Here is an 18,315-nt window from a genome sequence, read left to right as displayed (position 1 = left end):
CCCGGGGCAAAGGCCGAAGGTTGCGCAATATTTGAATACAGTGATACTGTAGCGAAATATGGATGAAGTAAAGTCCCCGCGAAGCTACCGGCAGACAAGGCGCGCCGCCGCCACGGCGAAGACGCGGGCAGCCGTGCTGAAGGCGGCACGCGCCTGCTTCGTCGCCAAAGGGTGGAGCGGCACGACGATCGCGGCAATCGCAGCCCGCGCAAGGGTCTCGCCGGAGACGATCTATGCCTCCTTCGGCAGCAAGAGCGCGCTGATGGTCGAGACGCTGCGCGCCGCGGTCAGGGGAGCGGAGGCGGAGGTGCCGCTGCTCGAACAGGCGGCGCCGCGCGCCATCGCGGCGTCACGCGACCAGCGTCGCCAGCTTGCCATCTTCACCGAAGACATTGCGGGCGTGCTCGAACGGGTGGCGCCGCTGATGGACGTGGTGCGCGCAGGCGCGGCGACGGACCGGAGGCTGCAGGCGCTCTACCGCGAGTTCCACGACGGACGCCGCCGCAATCTCGGGTTCGTTGCGCGTGCGCTGCTGGCAACCGCGCCGCTGCGCGACGGACAGGACGAGGAGCAGGCCACGGCGGCGATCTGGCGGCTCGCCAGTCCCGAGCTCTTCATGCTGATGCGGAATGTCGAGGGGACTGACCGGACGGCCTACGCAGCCTGGCTGCTGCGTGCGCTCAGCGACTCGTTGCTTGTCGAGCCTGGGCCGGGGTCCGTTACCTGACCTCGTAGCCAACCTCTTCGCTGGCGCGGCAGAGCGCGTGCCAGAAGGAGCGGGCAAAGGAGCGGAAGACATAGATGTCGAACCGTTCGGCGCCAGTGCGCTGGATCTGGGCGAAGATGTCGTGATGCACCGTCGAGACGCCCGAGCCGAGCGGAAAGGCCGGCAGCGCGAAGTCGATGGCGAAGATTTTCGACAGCACCCATTCCGCCTTCGGACCGGCAACGCGGATCGCGGTGCGGCCGTGCGACAGGTCGGTCACCGTGCCGGTGTCCCGCGCAACCGCCGCGGCGAAGGCTGCGGCCAGCCCTTCCTCCTCGCCGATAACCAGGAAGCGGCCCGGCGCGATGCCGAAGGCGCTTGCCGCCTCGGTCGCGATGCCGCCGCCGGCGCCATCGGGGAGGGCGATGCCGGCAAGCTGCTTCACCGACTTGATCAGCGCCTTTTCCTTGCCCGGCCAGGCGGCGAGCTGGACGATCGAGCCCGGGCGTGTCTCGGAGAGCGTCACGCCGACGCCGTTGGCGACGTGACCGTGTCGGCCCGAATGCAGGACCGGTTCGAGCGGCGACAGCTGGTCAACCATGCAGGCGCTTCCCTTCCGGATCGTAGAAGTGGTGGCTGACGATCTCGACCGCGCCGAAACGGTCGCGCAGCGGGTCGGAGACGTAGGCACGGTCGCCGTGGCGGCTCTTGCCGCCGCGCACCAGCGCCAGCGCGATATGCTTGCGCAGCACCGGCGAATAGCAGGCCGCGGTGATGTGGCCGATGGAATCGCGCGGCGTCTCGCGGTCGAGACGCTCGACGATATGCGCGCCGCCGTTGAGCGGCCTGTTGTCGAGGGCGACAATGCCGACAAGCTGCAGCCTGTCGGATGACGTCATGCCCTCGCGGTCCATCATCATCGAGCCGACGAAGGGCTTCTTCTTCGACAGCATCCAGTCCAGATGCAGGTCGCGTGCCGTGGTGCGGCCGTCGATCTCGGCGCCTGTCACGTGGCCCTTCTCGATGCGCATCGTGCCCAGCGCCTCCAGCCCGTAGGGCACCAGGCCGAAAGGCTTGCCGGCCTTCATCAGCGCCTGCCAGACATGGGTGCCGTGGCCGGCGCCGCTATAGACCTCGAAGGCCATCTCGCCGGAGAAGGACAGGCGGCAGATGACGACCGGCGCGCCGGCGATCTCGCCATGCACGATGCCCATGAAGGGCAGGGTCTCGTTGTCGACCGCGGTGCCGGTGACGCTGGCGGCGAGAATTTCGCGCGCCCTGGGGCCGCCGATTGCCGCGCCCGCCCACTGGTCGGTGACCGAGGTGAGGTGGACCCTGAGATTGGGCCAGACGACGTCGAGCAGATATTCGAGATGCTGCATGACCTTGCCGGCATTGGCCGTGGTCGTGGTCATCAGGAAATCGTCCTCGGCAAGCCGCCAGGTGGTTCCGTCGTCCATCGCAAACCCGTCCTCGCGCAGCATCAGGCCATAGCGCGCCTTGCCGACCGGAAGGGTGGAAAACATGTTGGTGTAGACGCGGTCGAGAAAATCACCAGCGTCAGGCCCCTGCACGGCAATCTTGCCCAGGGTGGAGACATCGACGATGCCGGCCTTTTCGCGCGTCGTGCGGGCCTCGCGCACATAGGCCTGGTCGACGGTCTCGCCAGGCTTGGCGTAGATCATCGGGCGATGCCAGAGGCCGGCCGAATACATCGTCGCGCCGTTGTCGACATGCCAGTCGTGCATCGGCGTCAGCCGCTCGGGCCTGATTTCGCCATAGCGTTCGGCGGCGAGCGAACCGACCGAGACGGGCGCGAAGGGCGGGCGGAAACGGGTCGTGCCGACTTCGGGAATCTGCTTGCCGAGCGCGTTCGCCATGATGGCGAGGCCCGGAATGTTGGAGGTCTTGCCCTGGTCGGTCGCCATGCCGAGCGTGGTGTAGCGCTTCAGATGCTCGACCGAGATGAAGCCCTCGCGATGCGCCAGCCGCACGTCGTCGGCCGTCACGTCGTGCTGGAAGTCGACGAAGGCCTTGCCGCCGGCGGGGATTTCGAAGACCGGCGCGGGGGCGATGTCGAGCACGGCGCCGCCGGCCTCCGGTACCGGGTCGGTCGCCCTGGCGCCTCCGGCGGCCCAGGAGCCTGCCGCGGCACCACCTGCAAGCGCCTCGCCGGTCGAAAACTCTCCGGCGCAGGCGCCGGCGCCGGTCCAGCGCTCTGTGGCGGGCGGCAACATGAAGGCCTGCACCTTCTCGTCCCAGACGGCCCGGGCGCCGGCCTGGCTTGCCAGGTGGATGATCGGCGACCAGCCGCCGGAGACGGCGAGGAAATCGACATCGATCGAGCGGGCATCGCCCCTGACGACACCGGTCGCGGCATCGAAAGTCTGCACCTTGATGCCCGAAAGGGTCTTGCCGCCCTCGGTGGCGACGACCGCCTGTCCGGCCAGGATCTCGGCCTTGGCCTTCGTGGCCAGTTCGCGTGCCGCCGTCGAGACCTCGGCCCGCACGTCGACGATGGCGACGATCGAGGTGCCGGCCTCGCGCAGCGCCAGCGCCGAGCGGTAGGCGCCGTCATTGTTGGCGAAGACGGCGATCTTCCCTCCCGGCAGCACGCCGAACTCGGTCGCGTAGCGCGCCGCCGAAGCGGCCAGCATCACGCCCGGGCGGTCGTTGCCGGGAAACACCATCGGTCGCTCGAAGGCGCCGGTTGCCAGCACTACGCGGCCGGCGCGGATCGTCCAGTGCCGCTGGCGCGGCTCGCCCTTGCGGGCGGTCCGCTTGTGGTCGGTGACGCGTTCGAGGGCTGACAGCGTGTTGTCGTCGTAATAGCCCCAGACGGTGGTGCGCGGCAGCAGCCGGACGTTCGGCCTTGCCTTCAGTTCGGCGACCGTCGCTGCCGCCCATTCGGCGGCGGCCGTGCCGTCGATGCTCTCGCCCGACCAGTTGGCCGAGCCGCCGAGCCTCGGCTCGAGGTCGGCGAGCACGACGCGCGCGCCGCTTGAAGCGGCCTGTTTCGCCGCCATCAGGCCGGCCGGGCCGGAACCGACGACGAGCACGTCGCAAAAGGCGTTCATGCGCTCGTAGCGCGAGGGGTCGGCAACCTTGCCGGCGCGGCCGAGGCCGGCGGCGCGGCGGATGAAGTGCTCGCAGAACATCCAGAAGCGGGTGCCCTTGAGCGGGCCGAAGACCGGGCCCATGAATGTCTTGTAGTAGAAACCGGCGCCCAGGATCTTGCCGCCGAGCTGGTTGACCGCGCCGACGTCGAAGGCCAGCGAGGGAAAGCGGTTCTGGCTGACCACGGTCAGACCGTCGTAGATCTCCAGCATGGTTGCCGGGATGTTGGGCTCGCGCGTATCGCCGCGCAGCACGGTTACCAGCGCGTTCGGTTCGTCGACCCCCGCCGTCAGCACGCCGCGCGGGCGGTGGTACTTGAACGAGCGGCCGAACAACGTGACGCCCTGCGCCAGCAGGGCCGAGGCCAGTGTATCGCCCGGATGACCGGTGTAGAAATCGCCGTCGAAACTGAAGCGGATGCTCCTCGATCGGTCGATCAGCCCGCCGCTGGCGGTGCGGCGCGGGCTCATGATTTCTGCCTCGGCTTGCGGCGCGGTGCCGGCTTCCTGGTGGCGCCCGCGCCTGCAAATCCGACCTTCGAGATTGCATGAGTCAGCGTGTTGCGGGTGACGGCGAGATGACGCCGGCAACCGCCGGCATGCTGCCAGATCTCGTTATGCTCGCCGGCGGGGTTCAGCCGGTCGTAGACATAGGCGTTCCAGGCCTTCTGGCTGGTCGAAGCCTGATCGGGGCGCTTGCGGTTGCCGTCGCCCTGGTAGGCGAATTCGGAGAGGTCGCGCGGGCCGCAATAGGGACAGGTGATGATCATCTCGCTCTTTTGCCCCTAATGCAGGTTGGGCGTCGCGCCCTGGCCCTTGTCGTCGATGACGGCGCCGCGGTGGAACCGGTCGAGCGAGAAGGCGGCGTTGAGCGGGTGCGGTTCGTCGCGCGCGATGGTGTGGGCAAAGCAGAAGCCCGACGCCGGCGTCGCCTTGAAGCCGCCGTAGCACCAGCCGCAGTTCAGGTACATGCCGGGCAGGGGGCCGGTCGTGATGATCGGCGAGCCGTCCATCGACATGTCGGTGACCCCGCCCCAGGAGCGCAGCAGCCGCACGCTGGCAAGGCTCGGAAACAGCGCCAGCATTTCGCTCATCACTTCCTCGACGAGCGGCAGGTTTCCGCGCTGCGCGTAGCTGTTGTAGCCGTCGAGCGCGCCGCCGTAGATCAGCCCGCCCTTGTCGGATTGCGCGACATAGAAGTGCCCCATGCCGAAGGTCAGCACCGTGTCGAGAAAGGGCTTCAGCGATTCCGTCACGAAGGCCTGCAGTACCTGGCTCTCGATCGGCATGCGGTCGATGCCGGCAAGCTTCATGACTTCGCCAGTGTGTCCGGCCACTGCCACCGCGACCTTGGCGGCGCGGATCTCGCCGCGCGAGGTCTGAACGCCGGTAACCTGGTCGCCATCGCGCAGGAAGCCCGTCACCTCGCAGTTTTCGATGATGTCGACGCCCAGCCGGTCGGCGCCGCGCGCATAGCCCCAGGCCACCGCGTCATGGCGCGCCGTGCCGGCGCTGCGCTGCATCAGCCCGCCGAGGATCGGGAAGCGCGCGCTGCGCGACATGTCGAGGGCGGGCACTTCGCGGGCGATTTCGGCCGGCGTCATCAGTTCGGAATCGATGCCCTCGTGGCGGAGCGCATTGCCGCGCCGGGCGTAGTCGTCGAGCTGCGCCGGCGTGTGCGCGAGGTTGAGGCAGCCGCGCTGCGAAAACATCACGTTGTAGTTGAGCTCGTGCGACAGGTTCTCCCAGAGATCCATCGAGAACTCGTAGAAGCGGTTGTTCTCCGGCAGCAGGTAGTTGGAGCGCACGGCGGTGGTGTTGCGGCCGACATTGCCGGAGCCGAGCCAACCCTTCTCGAGCACGGCGACATTGGTGATGCCGAACTCGCTCGCGAGATAATAGGCCGTGGAGAGCCCGTGCCCGCCGCCACCCACGATGATCACGTCGTAGGCCGGCTTGGGCTCGGCCTTGCGCCAGACCGGCTTCCAGTCGGTGTTGCCCCTGAAGGCGTTCCTGATGAGAGAAAGCGCCGAGTATTCCCGCATTGCTGCCATTGTCCGTTTTGGCCGTCGGGCGAAACCTATAGCGCAGGTCCGCACGCCAAGACCACTTTAGCGCCATCGCGTGTCGCACGCCCGACCGCATTGGGCAAGGCGGCTTGCCGCTTCCCGTGGCGGTCACTATCAATGGCGCGCGCGTTTTGCGCCCTGAACCGATGTGAGTCGCCCGAGAAAAATGGACTTCCGCCCGCGCAACCTCCTTGCCGTCCTTTTCCTGGCCATGACCATGGCCTGGCCGATGGCGGCCGTTGCGCAAGGCGTCGGGAGCACCGGGTCGCCGCTGATCAACAGCCAGCGCCAGGCCATCGACGCAATCGCCAAGCAGACGGACGAGTTCGAGAAGCGGGTTGTCGCCAACGCCGAAAACGATGCCCGCCTGGTCGAGATCAGGCTGAAGCTGGAGGAGTTGTCGCGCAGCCTGCTGTCGACCGCCGTCGCCTTCCGGCCGCGTCTGGCGGAAATCAGCTCCCGGCTCGAACAGCTCGGCCCGGCGCCTGCCGAGGGCCAGCCTGCCGAGCCTGACATCATAGCCTCGGAGAGGCAGGAACTGGTTGCCGAAAAGGCCGAGATCAACGCCGTGCTCGGCGTCGCCGAATCCCTCTCGATCAGGGTCAGCAACCTTATCGACCGCATCGGCGTGATGCGCAGCGACCTGTTCCGCAACATGCTGACCAAGCGCTACGAACTGACCGAAGCCTTCGGCAGCGAGATGCTGGCGGATATCCGTACCGAGGTGACCAGCCTCTACAGCGCCGTCGCCTCGTGGCTGCGCTTCGTGTTCCAGTTCAAGCTGCAGTCCTTCCTGGGGGCGACGTTCTTCGCGCTGGCTGCGGCCGCGGTCCTGTTGGTTGGCGGGCGCCGCGTCTTCAACCGGGTGTTCGACGCAGATCCGCTGGCAGAGGCCCCGTCCTATCTCAGCCGGCTGTCGCTCGCCTTCTGGTCGACATTGCTGCCCACTGCAGCGGTGGCCGCATTCCTCGCCTCCACTCTCTTTTTCTTCAACTATTTCAACATATTGCGCGGGGATATCGGCGTTTTCCTGAACGCGCTCTTCCTCGTCATCGGGGTGGTATTCTGCGTCAACCGGCTGGCCCGCGCCGTGCTTTCGCCGAGCCTGCCCAACTGGCGGCTGATGTCGATCGGCTCCGGTACTGCGCGTCGCCTGGTTCTGCTGGTGACGGCAATGGCGATCGTGATTGGCTTCAACAACTTCCTCACCGTGGTCAACGACCAGATGGGGTCGCCGCTGTCGCTGACCATCATCCGCAGCTTCTTCGCCGCCATCATCGTCGGCGTGCTGCTGATCCTGATCGGCCTGTTGAAGGCCGAGGAGGGGGCCTGGCGGCCATGGCGGGTATGGCTGCGCTACACGTCCATCGCGCTTGGCGCCATCATCATTCTGGTCGCGCTGCTCGGCTATATCGGGCTTGCGATCTTCATCTCGCTGCAGATCGTCGTGACAGGCACGATCCTGATCACGGCCTATATCGGCATCCTGTCGTCGCGGGCCGTCGGCGCGGAAGGCGGCTTTGCCGAGACTTCTCTTGGCCGCTGGATGGCGCGGAAGGGAAATACCGACGATGCAACGCTCGACCAGTTCGGCCTCGTCGTCAGCCTCCTGATCAACGCGATGATCATCCTGATCTTCCTTCCGCTGATCCTGTTGATGTGGGGCTTCCAGACCGGCGACATCGAAGCCTGGGCCTACAGGCTGGGCTCGGGCTTCACCATCGGCACGTTCCGGTTCTCGCCGACGGGCATCCTGACCGGCATCGCGGTCTTCGTGGTCGGTTACTTCCTGACCCGCTGGTTCCAGGGCTGGCTCGACGGATCTGTCATGGCGCGCGGGCGCGTGGACGCCGGCGTGCGCAACTCGATCAAGACCGTCGTCGGCTATGCCGGCCTGGCGCTCGCCGCCATCGTCGCCATCTCGTCGGCTGGCATCGACCTGTCGAACCTGGCGCTGATCGCCGGCGGCCTGTCGCTCGGCATCGGCTTCGGCCTGCAGAACGTCGTCTCCAACTTCGTCTCCGGCCTGATCCTGCTCGTCGAGCGGCCCTTCAAGGCGGGTGACTGGATCGTGGCCGGCCAGTTCTCCGGCACGGTCAAGAAGATCAGCGTGCGGGCGACCGAGATCGAGACCTTTCAGCGCCAGACGGTGATCCTGCCCAATTCGGACCTGATCAACAGCGCGGTCGGCAACTGGACACACCGCAACAAGCTCGGCCGCGTCGAGGTGCCCGTGGGTGTCGCCTACGGCTCGGATGCCAGGCGCGTGCACGAGATCCTGATGACGCTGGCGCAGGAACACCCGCTGGTGCTGAAGAACCCCGAGCCTTTCGTGCTGTTCGGCGGCTTTGGCGATTCGTCGCTGGATTTCGAACTACGCGTCTTCCTTGCCGACGTGACCAATCTGGGCATCGTGCAGAACGACCTGCGCTTCGGCATCCTCGACGCCTTCGCCAAGGAGAACATCGAGATTCCGTTCCCGCAGCGCGATCTCAACATCCGAACCCCGGCGCCGAAGGCACCCTGGCCGACCGACGACGACCAGGCGGAAGCGGCGCTGGTTGAGCGCAAGCGCCGTACGGCGGCCGCCGCGCCGGCACGCCGGAGCCGCAGCCGGTCGCGCAAGCCCGATCCGGAATAGGCAGGCCGTAGGTGAACGATGCATTCAGTTGCCGTTCAGCTTGCTTGCCCTATAGAGTCTCACCAAGGGCTCCGATGCCCGTTCTGGAAATAGGGGCGGTGGCAACACCGGTGCACATATGTTGAGATCAATCGTCGTTACAAGCGCGCTTCTGGCTGCCGTGGCATCCGCCGTGGCGGCGAGCGCGGTCAACCGCGACAGTGAGCCGCGCACCCTCATCGTCACCGAGGGCGGCAGCAAGTCGGAACTGGCGCTTGGCGCGGGCGAGACCGTCGAGTTCTGCCCGAACGGATGCTTCGTCACCATGCCCAATGGCGACCTCGAGGCGCTGAGTGGCGGCGAGACGGTCGAGATCGTCGGCGGCGTCGGCCGCGTCAAGTAGATCGCGCATTCCACAGAACGACAAAGGCCGGACGCCAATCCGGCCTTTTGTCGTTGTGGCGGTCCCTCTTCTGTGGTTCCGATGAGGCGCGGCGGCAGCCGTATCGGGCAATCGCGGGGCCGGTCGTCGCGCGGCTTTCGGGCAATGTCGCAAACAGGCTGCAATCGTCGTGCGGCTCGGCCATATAGTCGGCCCGCATCAGCATTTCGGAGCAGCGTCCAATGGCAGAATTTCCGGCAAGGGCGAAGGTCGTCATCATCGGGCTCGGCGGCATCGTCGGCGCCTCGGTCGCCCACCACCTGATCGAGCGCGGCTGGGACGACATCGTCGGCATCGACAAGTCGGGCATCCCGACCGACATCGGCTCGACGGCGCACGCCTCCGACTTCTGCTACACGACCAGCCACGACTTCCTGTCCTGCTGGACGACGCTCTATTCCATCGATTTCTACGAGAAGATGGGCCACTACGCGCGCATCGGCGGGCTCGAAGTCGCGCGCGTCGGCGACGACGACCGGATGGAGGAGATCCGCCGCAAGATCGCCTCGGCCAAGGCCTTCGGAACGCGCGCCCGGCTGCTAGAGCCGGCTGAGATCAAGGAGAAATTCCCGCTGATCGAGGAGGACATGGTGCAGGGCGGTCTGTGGGACCCCGACGCCGGCCTCGTCATTCCGCGCAGCCAGACCGTTGCCGGAAAGCTGGTCGACCAGGCGGAAGCCACCGGCAAGCTGAAGGCCTTCGCCAATACGCCGGCAAAATCGCTGGTCATCGAGAACGGCCGCATCAGGGGCGTCGTCACTGACCGCGGCACGATCGAGGCCGACTACGTCGTCGTCTGCGCCGGCATCTGGGGCAGGCTGATCGCCGAGATGGCAGGCGAGGACCTTCCGGTCATGCCGATCGACCATCCGCTGACGTTCTTCGGGCCGTACAACGAGTTTGCCGGCACCGGCAAGGAGATCGGCTGGCCGCTGCTGCGCGACCAGGGCAACTCCGCCTACATGCGCGACACCGGCGACCCGAAGACGGCAGAAGGCGGACAGATCGAGTGGGGTTACTACGAGGAGAAGAATCCGCGTCTCTGTCATCCGCGCGAGCTTCTGGAAAAGCACGAATCCCGGCTGTCGCCGTCGCAGCGCGATCTCGACATGGAACAGATCCTGGAGCCGCTCGAGCGGGCCATGGAACTGACGCCGATCCTCGGCGAACTCGGCTACAACGAGGGTCATTCCTTCAACGGCCTGCTGCAGGTAACGACCGACGGCGGCCCGTCCATGGGCGAGAGCCAGAAGGTGAGGGGGCTGTGGTACGCCGTCGCCGTCTGGGTCAAGGATGGGCCCGGCATGGGCAAGCTGATCGCCGACTGGATGACCGACGGTCGCACCGAGGTGGACCACCACGCGCTCGACTATGCGCGCTTCTATCCGCACCAGACCGGGGAACAGTTCATCCACGACCGCTGCACGGAGACGGCGCAGAAGGTCTATAACCCGGCGGTGCATCCGCGCGAGCCTTTCTCCAAGGGACGCAACATCCGCCGCTCGCCCTTCTGGGAGCGCGAGAAGGAACTCGGCGGACACTTCATGGAACTCGGCGGCTGGGAACGCGCGCACGGCTACGCCGCCAACGAACCGCTGCTGGAAAAATACGGCGACCGCGTGCCGGTCCGTGCGAACGAATGGGACAACCGCCATTTCTGGCGTGTCTCCAACGCGGAGCACCTCGCCATGAGCGAGGATTGCGGCATCGTGAACCTGTCGCACTTCGCCATGTACGACGTCGAGGGGCCGGACCATGTAGCGCTGATGGAGTGGATCTGCGCGGCGCGGATCGGCGGCGACGCCAATATCGGCAAGGGCATCTACACCCATTTCCTCGACGACGAGGGCATGGTGCGGGCAGACCTGACCGTCATCCGGATGGCCGACCGCTGCCGGGTGATCGACGGGGCGGACGCCGGCCCGCGCGATTTCCACTACATGCGCCGCGAAGCTGAGGATAAGGGTTTCGACGTCACCATCACCGACGTGACCGAGAAATTCGTCACGCTGGGCATCTGGGGCCCGAATGCGCGCACGACCCTGCAGAAGGTGGTCGAGAATCCCGACAGCCTGTCGCAGGAAAACTTCCCCTTCGCCGCGATCAAGCCGCTGAAGATCGGCGGCAAGGACGTCACCGCCTTCCGCATCTCCTATGTCGGCGAGCAGGGCTGGGAACTGCACATGCGCTACGAGGACGGGCTGGCCGTGTGGGATGCGCTGCGCGAGACTGGCGTCATGCCCTTCGGCGTCGAGACCTATGCCAATACCCGCCGCATGGAAAAGAGCCTGCGGCTGCAGAATGCCGACCTCCTGACCGAATACAACCTGCTGGAGGCCGACCTCGCCCGACCGAAGGTCAAGGACGCCGATTTCCGCGGCAAGGCCAAGCACCTGGAATACCGGGCGCGCGATCACCAGCCGGCAATGCTGTGCACGCTGGTGATGACCGACAATGTGGATTCGAAGGGTGTCGCGCGCTATCCCGTCGGCATCATGCCGGTGATGGATCCCACGACCGGCGAGACGCTGGTCGATGAACTCGGCCGCCGCTCCTTCACCACGTCCGTGGCCTTCGGCCCGACGATCGGCAAGAACATCGCGCTCGCCTACCTGCCCTGGTCGCATTGCCAGGAGGGCCGCAAGCTGGCGGTCGAATACTTCGGCGAGACCTATCCGGTTGAGGTCGCGGCGGTGGGCTACAAGCCGCTCTACGATCCGGAGAACCTCAAGCCCCGGAGCTAGAGCTGACGCTGGCTGCGGCCCCGAGACGTCCGGGTGACGACCGGCGCTAGGTCTTGGCCGTCTCGGTTCCGAACGACGCCACTTGCTGGCCGATCTGCTTGACGCTGCGCACGCGGTCTAGCTGGTCGTGCCAGAACGAGCTGCCGCCGGCCGCCGCGAGACCGCAGAGCAGGTAGCCGACGAACTCGACCTCCGGGCGGCCGGGCGTGCCGGCCCCGGTGATATGCAGGACGTTGAGGTCGGCATACCAGGCGACGGCAACGCCGATCGCCGCCGAGATGATGCGCAGCGCAAAGACCCGTTTCTCCTCGCTCCGCGCCGTGGCGGCGCGCAGCGGTGCCGCCGTCTCGTGCAGCCAGAGCCGCTCGCGCTCGATCACTGCGTCCTTGTCGGCCGGGTCTATCGCGCGGGCGAGCTCCTCGACGATCCGGGTGCAGCGGGCGCGGGTCTCGTCCATGGCGCCTGCCTGCACCTTGACGAGTTCGACCAGCCCGGCGAAGCGGGCATACTCCCTGCTCTCCGGCTTGACGAACTCCGAGACCTCGGCGAGCGCGTCGTCCAGCGAGGTCTTGGATTTGAGCAGCGGGATGCCGACCAGCGCGAGCACGCCCCTGAAGTTCTCCAGAATCGTCTCGACGGCAAGGGACAGGATGAAGAAGGCGGCGACGATCGTGCCGATCGTCGAAAAGAAGTCTGTCATCATCGCTCCAACCCGCTGGCGGCCTGCAACCCGATGTAGCGCGGTTGATAACACCTAATGTGTGTATCGTCAATTTTTATGCAACCATCACGATTATCTCTCCTCGGGCTCCGGGCGATAATCGTGATCGCAACATTGTGAAGCCGAATGGCGGGCTCCGGCTTTGCAGCGCCCGATATTGGCGTAACATCCAGGCATGAATCGTCCAGGATCCGTGTGGCGGGGTTTTGGGGCCGGCGCGGCATTGGCGTCCGCATTGTCATTCTCCCTGGGTGCGGACGCCGCCGAGCCGGTTGACGTCGAGCTCGTGCTGGCAGTCGACGTGTCTCTGTCCATGTCACCGGCCGAGCTTGAGATTCAGCGCGCGGGCTATGCCGCCGCACTGACGCATGAGCGGGTCCTCCAGGCGATAGCCGAGGGGGTTCACGGCAAGATTGCCGTGACCTATTTCGAATGGGCCGGCACGGTATCGCACAACGTTGTCGTGCCATGGACAGTGATCGCAAGTCGCAGCGATGCCGAGCACGTGGCGCAGCAGCTCGCCTCGCAGCCGCCAAGAAGCGCGCGCCGGACATCGATCTCGGGGGCGCTTGAATTCGGCGCCGACCTGCTCGCCGAGAGCCCGTTCCAGGGCATCAAGCGGGTCATCGACGTTTCCGGCGACGGACCGAACAACCAGGGCGCGCCGGTCGACCTGACGCGCGACGCGGTGACCCGGCAGCGAATCACCATCAACGGCCTGCCGCTGATGACCAGCAGCGGCTTTACCAGCGCCTATGACGTCAACGATCTCGACCAGTATTACACCGACTGCGTGATCGGCGGTCCGGGCGCCTTCATGATCCCGGTCAACGACTGGTCGCAGTTTCCCGAGGCGATCCGACGCAAGCTGGTGCTGGAACTGGCAGGCCCGCACTCGCCGGCCCGGGCTGCGGAAGAGTCGGCGCACCCGCCGGTCGTTCGCGCGCAAGCGGCACCGCCCTACGATTGCATGATCGGCGAGAAGATGTGGCGCAACCGAAGCTGGATGTACGACGACGACACGCGCTGAGCGGCCGACCCGTCGCGCGCCGGCCTGCGGGCCGAATTTCAGAGGATGCCGCGAATAAGGCCCTCAAAACCGTCGGCCAGGGTTGCGGGCGAGATCGCATCGACATTGCGAGGTGCGGCCCCCGGCGTCTTGTTGGCGTCAAAGAGATAGGACTTGCCGTCATGGACGGCGAAATCGAACTTTCCGAAGTCGATGCCGAGTTCCTGCCGCCTGCGACGCAAGTCTTGAGGCACTTCGGCGTGCTCGAAGCGGAATATGTCGCCACCCTTGACCAGCGGGCTCCTGGAAACGAACCGGCCACATAACTCGCCGTCGCCACAGAAGATCCAGTGGCGCATGGCATAGCCGTCCTTCTCCCGCTCGGGCAGAAACTGCTCAACGACGAGTGCGGCATCATCGAACGCCTCCGGGGGCACCTCCGAGGAATGGTCGTAGACCCTGTAGTCCTTGAGACGGCGCGCGTCCGGAAATGGCATGGGCCGTCCCGACCGTCTCGCCATGCGGTTGAGATGCTGTTCCGGCGAGCCGCCATGATTGTAATTGCTCTTCACGATCACCGGGCCTTCCCAGCTGCCGCCGGGTTCGACAACCGCCTGGCTGATCTTTCGCTTGGATATGTCGGTGGCTCGGTCACACATATCGGGAAGCTGCTGGCGTAGTCGACATAGTCTTGCGGCGTGACGGTCGCATCGACATGCAGCAGCGCGGCGTCGCCTTGCGGACGGTCGCCCAGCCCTTGCAGCACGATGCAGGTGTGTCCTCGGGCGCGCAGCTCGGGCACCGCGGTGGCAAACATGCAGCGGTTATGCCGATGAAACAGCCCGCGTCGATTCGAGAACCGGTCATATTCGTGCGTAATCAAGACGATCCGGGCCATATGTCCTCAAACACTTTTACTTTTGTCTGACGTAAGGTAACCACGTTGTTCGCACAGACGGTAATGAATGGAAAGTGGGGGTGGCATGTCCGACATGTGGGCAAAGATCAGCGAAACGTGGGACATTCTGAAGCCGCCGCTCAGGCCTCATCCCGAGGTGGTCGGTGCGTTTGAACGTGAGATCGACACGGCCGATACCGATATCGTCCTGCTTGGGGTGACGCCGGAATTCGCCCGATGGGGAAAAACCATGATCGCAGTGGACCTCATGCCAAACATGATCGGTGCGCTGTGGATCGGCGACGATGCGACGAGGCGTGCCGTGGTCGGTAACTGGGCCGACTTGCCGCTCGAAGACAATAGCTGCGACGCGGTCGTGGGTGATGGTTGTCTCGGGGTGCTTCCCAATCGGGCGGTCCGGCTGGAAGTCCTCGGACAGATCGCCCGAGTGCTCAGGCCCGACGGTCGCGCCGCAATTCGGCTCTTTACGAGGAGCGAGACTCCGGAAACGCTTGCTGCGATCAAGGAAGATGCCCTCGCGGGCAGAATGAAAGCCATTGCCGAACTGGTGCTGCGCATGTCGTTGGTGCTCGCGCCTCCGGACTGTGACGGAACGCTGAAAATGAGCGCCGTTCTGGATGCGATCAATGAGATGTTTCCAGACAGGGACGCACTTCTCGCCGCTGCCGGCTGGCAACCGAATGTTTTCAGTCTGATTGAAACTTACAAGAATTCCGACACGGTCTGCACCTGGGCCGATGGAGATACAATCGCGGAGGAAGCGTCGCGGCATTTTGGCGATGTGCAGCTTGTTTCGAGTGGCGACTATCCGGTGGCGCAGTCCTGTCCGCTCCTGATCCTCGGCAAGCCCCTGCAATGATCCTGCAAGCAGAGCGCAAGGGCGTCCGCAGGTCAGCGGTCGCCCTTGCGGACCGTCAGGCGGCCAGCAACTGCTTGCGGTCGAGGCGCTCCTGCTGCGGCGAGCGCGAATAGAGCTCGCGGTAGCATTTCGAGAAATGCGAGGCGGAGACGAAGCCGCAGGCGACCGCGACCTCGACCACCGGCATCGATGACTGGATCAGGAGATGCCGCGCCCGGTCGAGGCGAATTTCGAGGTAATAGCGCGCCGGCGAGCGGCCCATCTCGGTGCGGAACAGGCGCTCGATCTGGCGTCGCGACAGGCCGACGTGGTCGGCGACCTCGATCAGCGACAGCGGTTCCGACAGGTGACCTTCCATCAGTTCGATGATCGCCAGCACCTTGGAGTTCTGGACGCCGAGGCGGGCGCGCAGCGGCAGGCGCTGGCGGTCGGTCGGGCTGCGTACCCGGTCGGTCAGCACCTGCTCGCAGACGCGGTTGACGAGGTTGTCGTCGAAATCGTCGCCGATGAGCTTGAGCATCATGTCGAGCGCCGCCGTGCCGCCGGCGCAGGTGTAGATGTTCTGGTCGACCTCGAAGAGATCGGCATAGACATCGGCCTTCGGAAAAGCCTCGGAGAAGCCGGGCAGGTTCTCCCAGTGGATGGCGCAGCGCTTGTTGGACAACAGGCCGGCGGTCGCTAGCACATGCGCTCCGGTGCACAGGCCGCCGATGGCTACACCGCGATTATACTCCTCGCGCAGCCAGGCGAAGGTCGACTTGGAGTGGTATTTCTCGACGTTGATGCCGCTGCACACGATCACCATCGAAGGGCGGTCCGGGCCGGCCATCTTGCGCCGCTCGTCCTCCAGCGAGGTGTCGACGGCACACTCGACGAAGTTGGAGGCGCGAACCGGCTTGCCGTCGAGACTGGCCAGCCGCCACTTGTAGGCCTCGTAGCCGAGCATGCGGTTGGCCGAGCGCAACGGATCCAGCGCCGTGGCAAAGGCGATCATCGTGAAATCGGGGATGAGGTAGAAAACCAGCGAGCGCTTGATCGGCTTCTTATCGGCGTTCACGGGACCCCCACGCTAAACACACACGCGAACCAGACGTCGCGTCACGCGCGACTGGAATGTCGCGATCAGCAAAATCGACATCAGGAAATCCGGGCGCTGTCAATTAGCCGTGCCGCATACGGGACAATTATATTTCTGTCTCCGGTCGGCAGAGCGAGGGCGCATCCGGCTGCCCGTACGCGCGCGAAAACGCCAAGAGCGCCGCCGGTCTCGCGAACCGGCAGCGCTCAAGGAATGTCTGTCAGCCGGCCTTTCGGGCAGGCCGGAATATCAGGCGATGATGCCGAGGCGGGCGGCGGCGACCGCACCGGTCTGGCCCGGCATGGTGCGGCTCAGCTTCTGGCGCTCCAGCGCGGTGGACAGGTTCATCTCGCGGCGCTTGCCGAACAGGCGGGAAAGGAACTTCATGACACATCTCCATGCAGTGGTCGTTACACGGGGTGCCTTCGCTGGAAGGAGTGGGGCATCTCGTTTCTGCTGCACATATAGGCGCGTTCGCGCCGTCGATAAGCGGCAAATGCGAAGCGACAAGAGAGGAATGCGACATCGAATGCGTCGCGTTTCGGCAGGCAGTAGATGCGATGGAGTTGTCGGGGAAATGCGGCCGGCGTCACCGGCTTCTTGCGGCGGTGCGGCCTGCCGGGCAGGCGGGCGCTAGGCCTGGCGGGAGCGCAACGAAAAAGGCCTGCCGGATGCATAGAAGCACTCGGCAGGCGAGATGGTTTTCGGGTCGGTCACGGTCAGTGCTTTCCTGTCCAGGAGTCGGAACCGCGGCGCAGACCGTTCTGCGGGTTGAAGGCATCCGGCCAGCCGATGTCCTTCTGGAGTTCGACGGGCAGTGACCTGATCGTGCGTTCGGTATGATGGCGCGCTCGCGCAGCACTGAATTCGGCGGCAATGCGTCCGATCGATGCGATGATGGACATGACATTTTCCTCTCGGGTTACGAACCGGGCAATACCGGTTCCTGGCGTGAATACGAAGCCTGCGTATCGGCAGGACTTCGCCTCTAGGGCACCCGTGTTTCAGTCTTGTTACAGGCCGGACCGAAGAGCGGATGCCTTCGATGACGTTGACTATCGCGCTGATCTGGTGTTCAATCAATCGAATTGAAATGATGGTTGGGATCAGTTTAATTGAAGGATACGCGGTCATGAACGCCCCCCTCAATCACCCTCTGCCGCTGCTTGATCTGGACGTGCTGCGCACCTTTGTCGCCATTGCCGAGACCGGCAGCTTCACGACGGCATCGAGCGCGGTTTTCCGCACGCCTTCGGCCGTTTCCATGCAGATCAAGAAACTCGAGGATATCCTTGGCCGGTCTGTGTTTTCGCGCGACGCGCGTTCCGTTTCGCTGACCCCGGACGGCGAGATGCTGCTCGGCTATGCGCGGCGCATGCTGGCGATCAACCGTGAGGCAGTGTCGAAGTTCATCATTCCCGACATTTCAGGCGTGGTCAGGCTCGGCTCGCCCGACGATTACGGCGAACGCGTGCTGCCGCATGTGCTGAAGCGTTTCGCCCAGTCGCATCCCTCGGTCGCCGTCGACGTGATCATCGACCAGAGTTCCAATCTGAGGCGTCGCATGGACGATCGCGGCCTCGACATCACGCTGGTCACGGCGTCCTACAAGTCTTCCATGGCGGGCGGCGAGGTACTGCTCTCCGAACCGATCGTCTGGGCCGGTGCCAAGGGCGGCTGCGCGCATATGCGCGAGCCGCTTCCGGTTTCGCTCTGGGAAGAGGGCTGCGCCTGGCGTGCGGGAGCGGTCGAGGCACTCGGCCGGGAAGGGCGCAACTACCGCGTCGCCTATATGAGCGCCCACACGGCCGGCCAGCGCTCGGCGATCATGGCCGATCTCGCCGTGGCGCCGCTGCCCAAATCCTTCCTCGGTACCGACATGGTCGAACTGACCGCCAAGGACGGCCTGCCCGAGATCGGCAATTACAGCCTCGGCATGTATGTGGCGCCGGACGCCGACGCACCGGTGCAGGCGGCCGCCGACCATATCCGCGCGACCTTCGAGACGTTCCGCGAAACAGGCAAGTTCTAG

At 65.3% G+C, this 18,315-nt stretch carries 17 protein-coding genes; 7 read left to right on the top strand and 10 right to left on the bottom strand.

Going from position 1 to position 18,315, the window contains the following annotated elements; translation table 11 throughout:
- Positions 1-58: 58 nt before the first annotated feature.
- Entirely contained in the window at positions 59-727 is a 669-nt protein-coding gene (locus ACT2BZ_RS21210) for a TetR/AcrR family transcriptional regulator (protein ID WP_457937544.1), read from the top strand.
- On the opposite strand, the gene soxG is transcribed toward ACT2BZ_RS21210, so the two are convergent.
- From soxG to ACT2BZ_RS21190, 4 genes are read right to left on the bottom strand one after another with little or no spacing between them, the layout of a single operon-like run.
- Positions 720-1,307, bottom strand: a complete 588-nt coding sequence (gene soxG, locus ACT2BZ_RS21205) for a sarcosine oxidase subunit gamma family protein (protein WP_457937542.1) — start codon at positions 1,305-1,307, stop codon at positions 720-722. The two genes, ACT2BZ_RS21210 and soxG, sit on opposite strands and share 8 nt — an antisense overlap.
- Entirely contained in the window at positions 1,300-4,293 is a 2,994-nt protein-coding gene (locus ACT2BZ_RS21200; RefSeq protein WP_457937540.1) for a sarcosine oxidase subunit alpha family protein, read from the bottom strand. Before ACT2BZ_RS21200 ends, soxG begins: the two co-directional genes overlap by 8 nt.
- Positions 4,290-4,592: a sarcosine oxidase subunit delta gene (locus tag ACT2BZ_RS21195; RefSeq protein ID WP_457937538.1), complete on the bottom strand. Its 303-nt coding sequence runs from the start codon at positions 4,590-4,592 to the stop codon at positions 4,290-4,292. Before ACT2BZ_RS21195 ends, ACT2BZ_RS21200 begins: the two co-directional genes overlap by 4 nt.
- 15 nt (positions 4,593-4,607) lie before the next feature.
- Positions 4,608-5,867: a sarcosine oxidase subunit beta family protein gene (locus ACT2BZ_RS21190; RefSeq protein WP_457937537.1), complete on the bottom strand. Its 1,260-nt coding sequence runs from the start codon at positions 5,865-5,867 to the stop codon at positions 4,608-4,610.
- A gap of 190 nt (positions 5,868-6,057) precedes the next feature.
- Here ACT2BZ_RS21190 and ACT2BZ_RS21185 point away from each other — a divergent pair, with 190 nt between their 5' ends.
- From ACT2BZ_RS21185 to ACT2BZ_RS21175, 3 genes are all read left to right on the top strand, one after another.
- Positions 6,058-8,532, top strand: coding sequence for a mechanosensitive ion channel family protein (locus ACT2BZ_RS21185; protein WP_457937536.1), 2,475 nt, complete (start codon positions 6,058-6,060; stop codon positions 8,530-8,532).
- Positions 8,533-8,650: 118 nt separating this feature from the next.
- Positions 8,651-8,914, top strand: a complete 264-nt coding sequence (locus ACT2BZ_RS21180; protein WP_457937534.1) for a hypothetical protein — start codon at positions 8,651-8,653, stop codon at positions 8,912-8,914.
- Positions 8,915-9,135: 221 nt separating this feature from the next.
- Positions 9,136-11,697, top strand: a complete 2,562-nt coding sequence (locus tag ACT2BZ_RS21175; RefSeq protein WP_457937533.1) for a GcvT family protein — start codon at positions 9,136-9,138, stop codon at positions 11,695-11,697.
- Positions 11,698-11,743: 46 nt separating this feature from the next.
- On the opposite strand, the gene ACT2BZ_RS21170 is transcribed toward ACT2BZ_RS21175, so the two are convergent.
- Positions 11,744-12,400: a hypothetical protein gene (locus ACT2BZ_RS21170; RefSeq protein ID WP_457937531.1), complete on the bottom strand. Its 657-nt coding sequence runs from the start codon at positions 12,398-12,400 to the stop codon at positions 11,744-11,746.
- A gap of 193 nt (positions 12,401-12,593) precedes the next feature.
- Between ACT2BZ_RS21170 and ACT2BZ_RS21165 the strand changes: the two genes are divergently transcribed.
- Positions 12,594-13,448 carry a DUF1194 domain-containing protein gene (locus ACT2BZ_RS21165; protein ID WP_457937529.1) on the top strand — a complete coding sequence of 285 codons (855 nt, stop codon included), beginning with the start codon at positions 12,594-12,596 and terminating at the stop codon, positions 13,446-13,448.
- Between the two features lie 38 nt (positions 13,449-13,486).
- On the opposite strand, the gene ACT2BZ_RS21160 is transcribed toward ACT2BZ_RS21165, so the two are convergent.
- Both ACT2BZ_RS21160 and ACT2BZ_RS21155 read right to left on the bottom strand, forming a co-directional pair.
- A complete protein-coding gene (locus ACT2BZ_RS21160; RefSeq protein WP_457937527.1) occupies positions 13,487-14,005 on the bottom strand; it encodes a hypothetical protein in 519 nt (172 codons plus the stop codon).
- Positions 14,002-14,325, bottom strand: a complete 324-nt coding sequence (locus ACT2BZ_RS21155) for a hypothetical protein (protein WP_457937525.1) — start codon at positions 14,323-14,325, stop codon at positions 14,002-14,004. The genes ACT2BZ_RS21160 and ACT2BZ_RS21155 overlap by 4 nt, the downstream gene beginning before the upstream one ends.
- 85 nt (positions 14,326-14,410) lie before the next feature.
- Between ACT2BZ_RS21155 and ACT2BZ_RS21150 the strand changes: the two genes are divergently transcribed.
- On the top strand, positions 14,411-15,205 hold the full coding sequence (locus ACT2BZ_RS21150) for a class I SAM-dependent methyltransferase (RefSeq protein ID WP_457937523.1): 795 nt from the start codon (positions 14,411-14,413) through the stop codon (positions 15,203-15,205).
- Between the two features lie 55 nt (positions 15,206-15,260).
- Here ACT2BZ_RS21150 and ACT2BZ_RS21145 read toward each other — a convergent pair whose 3' ends face one another.
- From ACT2BZ_RS21145 to ACT2BZ_RS21135, 3 genes are all read right to left on the bottom strand, one after another.
- Positions 15,261-16,199: a GlxA family transcriptional regulator gene (locus ACT2BZ_RS21145; protein ID WP_457941400.1), complete on the bottom strand. Its 939-nt coding sequence runs from the start codon at positions 16,197-16,199 to the stop codon at positions 15,261-15,263.
- Between the two features lie 333 nt (positions 16,200-16,532).
- Positions 16,533-16,670: a hypothetical protein gene (locus tag ACT2BZ_RS21140; protein WP_457937521.1), complete on the bottom strand. Its 138-nt coding sequence runs from the start codon at positions 16,668-16,670 to the stop codon at positions 16,533-16,535.
- A gap of 332 nt (positions 16,671-17,002) precedes the next feature.
- Complete coding sequence (locus ACT2BZ_RS21135) at positions 17,003-17,188, bottom strand: hypothetical protein (protein ID WP_457937519.1); 186 nt, start codon at positions 17,186-17,188, stop codon at positions 17,003-17,005.
- Positions 17,189-17,415: 227 nt separating this feature from the next.
- Here ACT2BZ_RS21135 and ACT2BZ_RS21130 point away from each other — a divergent pair, with 227 nt between their 5' ends.
- The gene (locus tag ACT2BZ_RS21130) at positions 17,416-18,315 is read left to right on the top strand and encodes a LysR substrate-binding domain-containing protein (RefSeq protein ID WP_457937517.1); all 900 of its coding nucleotides are present in this window, start codon (positions 17,416-17,418) and stop codon (positions 18,313-18,315) included.

This window comes from Mesorhizobium sp. 10J20-29, from assembly GCF_054130485.1.
This window is presented reverse-complemented; position numbering and strand designations above follow the sequence as displayed.

Excerpts from the sequence above, each read along its gene's own strand:
- ACT2BZ_RS21180 (WP_457937534.1), top strand. The coding sequence starts at position 8,651 with ATGTTGAGATCAATCGTCGTTACAAGCGCGCTTCTGGCTGCCGTGGCA.
- ACT2BZ_RS21150 (WP_457937523.1), top strand. The coding sequence starts at position 14,411 with ATGTCCGACATGTGGGCAAAGATCAGCGAAACGTGGGACATTCTGAAG.
- ACT2BZ_RS21135 (WP_457937519.1), bottom strand. The coding sequence starts at position 17,188 with ATGTCCATCATCGCATCGATCGGACGCATTGCCGCCGAATTCAGTGCT.
- ACT2BZ_RS21140 (WP_457937521.1), bottom strand. The coding sequence starts at position 16,670 with ATGAAGTTCCTTTCCCGCCTGTTCGGCAAGCGCCGCGAGATGAACCTG.
- ACT2BZ_RS21175 (WP_457937533.1), top strand. The coding sequence starts at position 9,136 with ATGGCAGAATTTCCGGCAAGGGCGAAGGTCGTCATCATCGGGCTCGGC.
- ACT2BZ_RS21200 (WP_457937540.1), bottom strand. The coding sequence starts at position 4,293 with ATGAGCCCGCGCCGCACCGCCAGCGGCGGGCTGATCGACCGATCGAGG.
- ACT2BZ_RS21170 (WP_457937531.1), bottom strand. The coding sequence starts at position 12,400 with ATGATGACAGACTTCTTTTCGACGATCGGCACGATCGTCGCCGCCTTC.
- ACT2BZ_RS21155 (WP_457937525.1), bottom strand. The coding sequence starts at position 14,325 with ATGGCCCGGATCGTCTTGATTACGCACGAATATGACCGGTTCTCGAAT.
- ACT2BZ_RS21185 (WP_457937536.1), top strand. The coding sequence starts at position 6,058 with ATGGACTTCCGCCCGCGCAACCTCCTTGCCGTCCTTTTCCTGGCCATG.
- soxG (WP_457937542.1), bottom strand. The coding sequence starts at position 1,307 with ATGGTTGACCAGCTGTCGCCGCTCGAACCGGTCCTGCATTCGGGCCGA.
- ACT2BZ_RS21190 (WP_457937537.1), bottom strand. The coding sequence starts at position 5,867 with ATGCGGGAATACTCGGCGCTTTCTCTCATCAGGAACGCCTTCAGGGGC.
- ACT2BZ_RS21130 (WP_457937517.1), top strand. The coding sequence starts at position 17,416 with ATGAACGCCCCCCTCAATCACCCTCTGCCGCTGCTTGATCTGGACGTG.
- ACT2BZ_RS21165 (WP_457937529.1), top strand. The coding sequence starts at position 12,594 with ATGAATCGTCCAGGATCCGTGTGGCGGGGTTTTGGGGCCGGCGCGGCA.
- ACT2BZ_RS21210 (WP_457937544.1), top strand. The coding sequence starts at position 59 with ATGGATGAAGTAAAGTCCCCGCGAAGCTACCGGCAGACAAGGCGCGCC.
- ACT2BZ_RS21145 (WP_457941400.1), bottom strand. The coding sequence starts at position 16,199 with ATGATCGCCTTTGCCACGGCGCTGGATCCGTTGCGCTCGGCCAACCGC.
- ACT2BZ_RS21195 (WP_457937538.1), bottom strand. The coding sequence starts at position 4,592 with ATGATCATCACCTGTCCCTATTGCGGCCCGCGCGACCTCTCCGAATTC.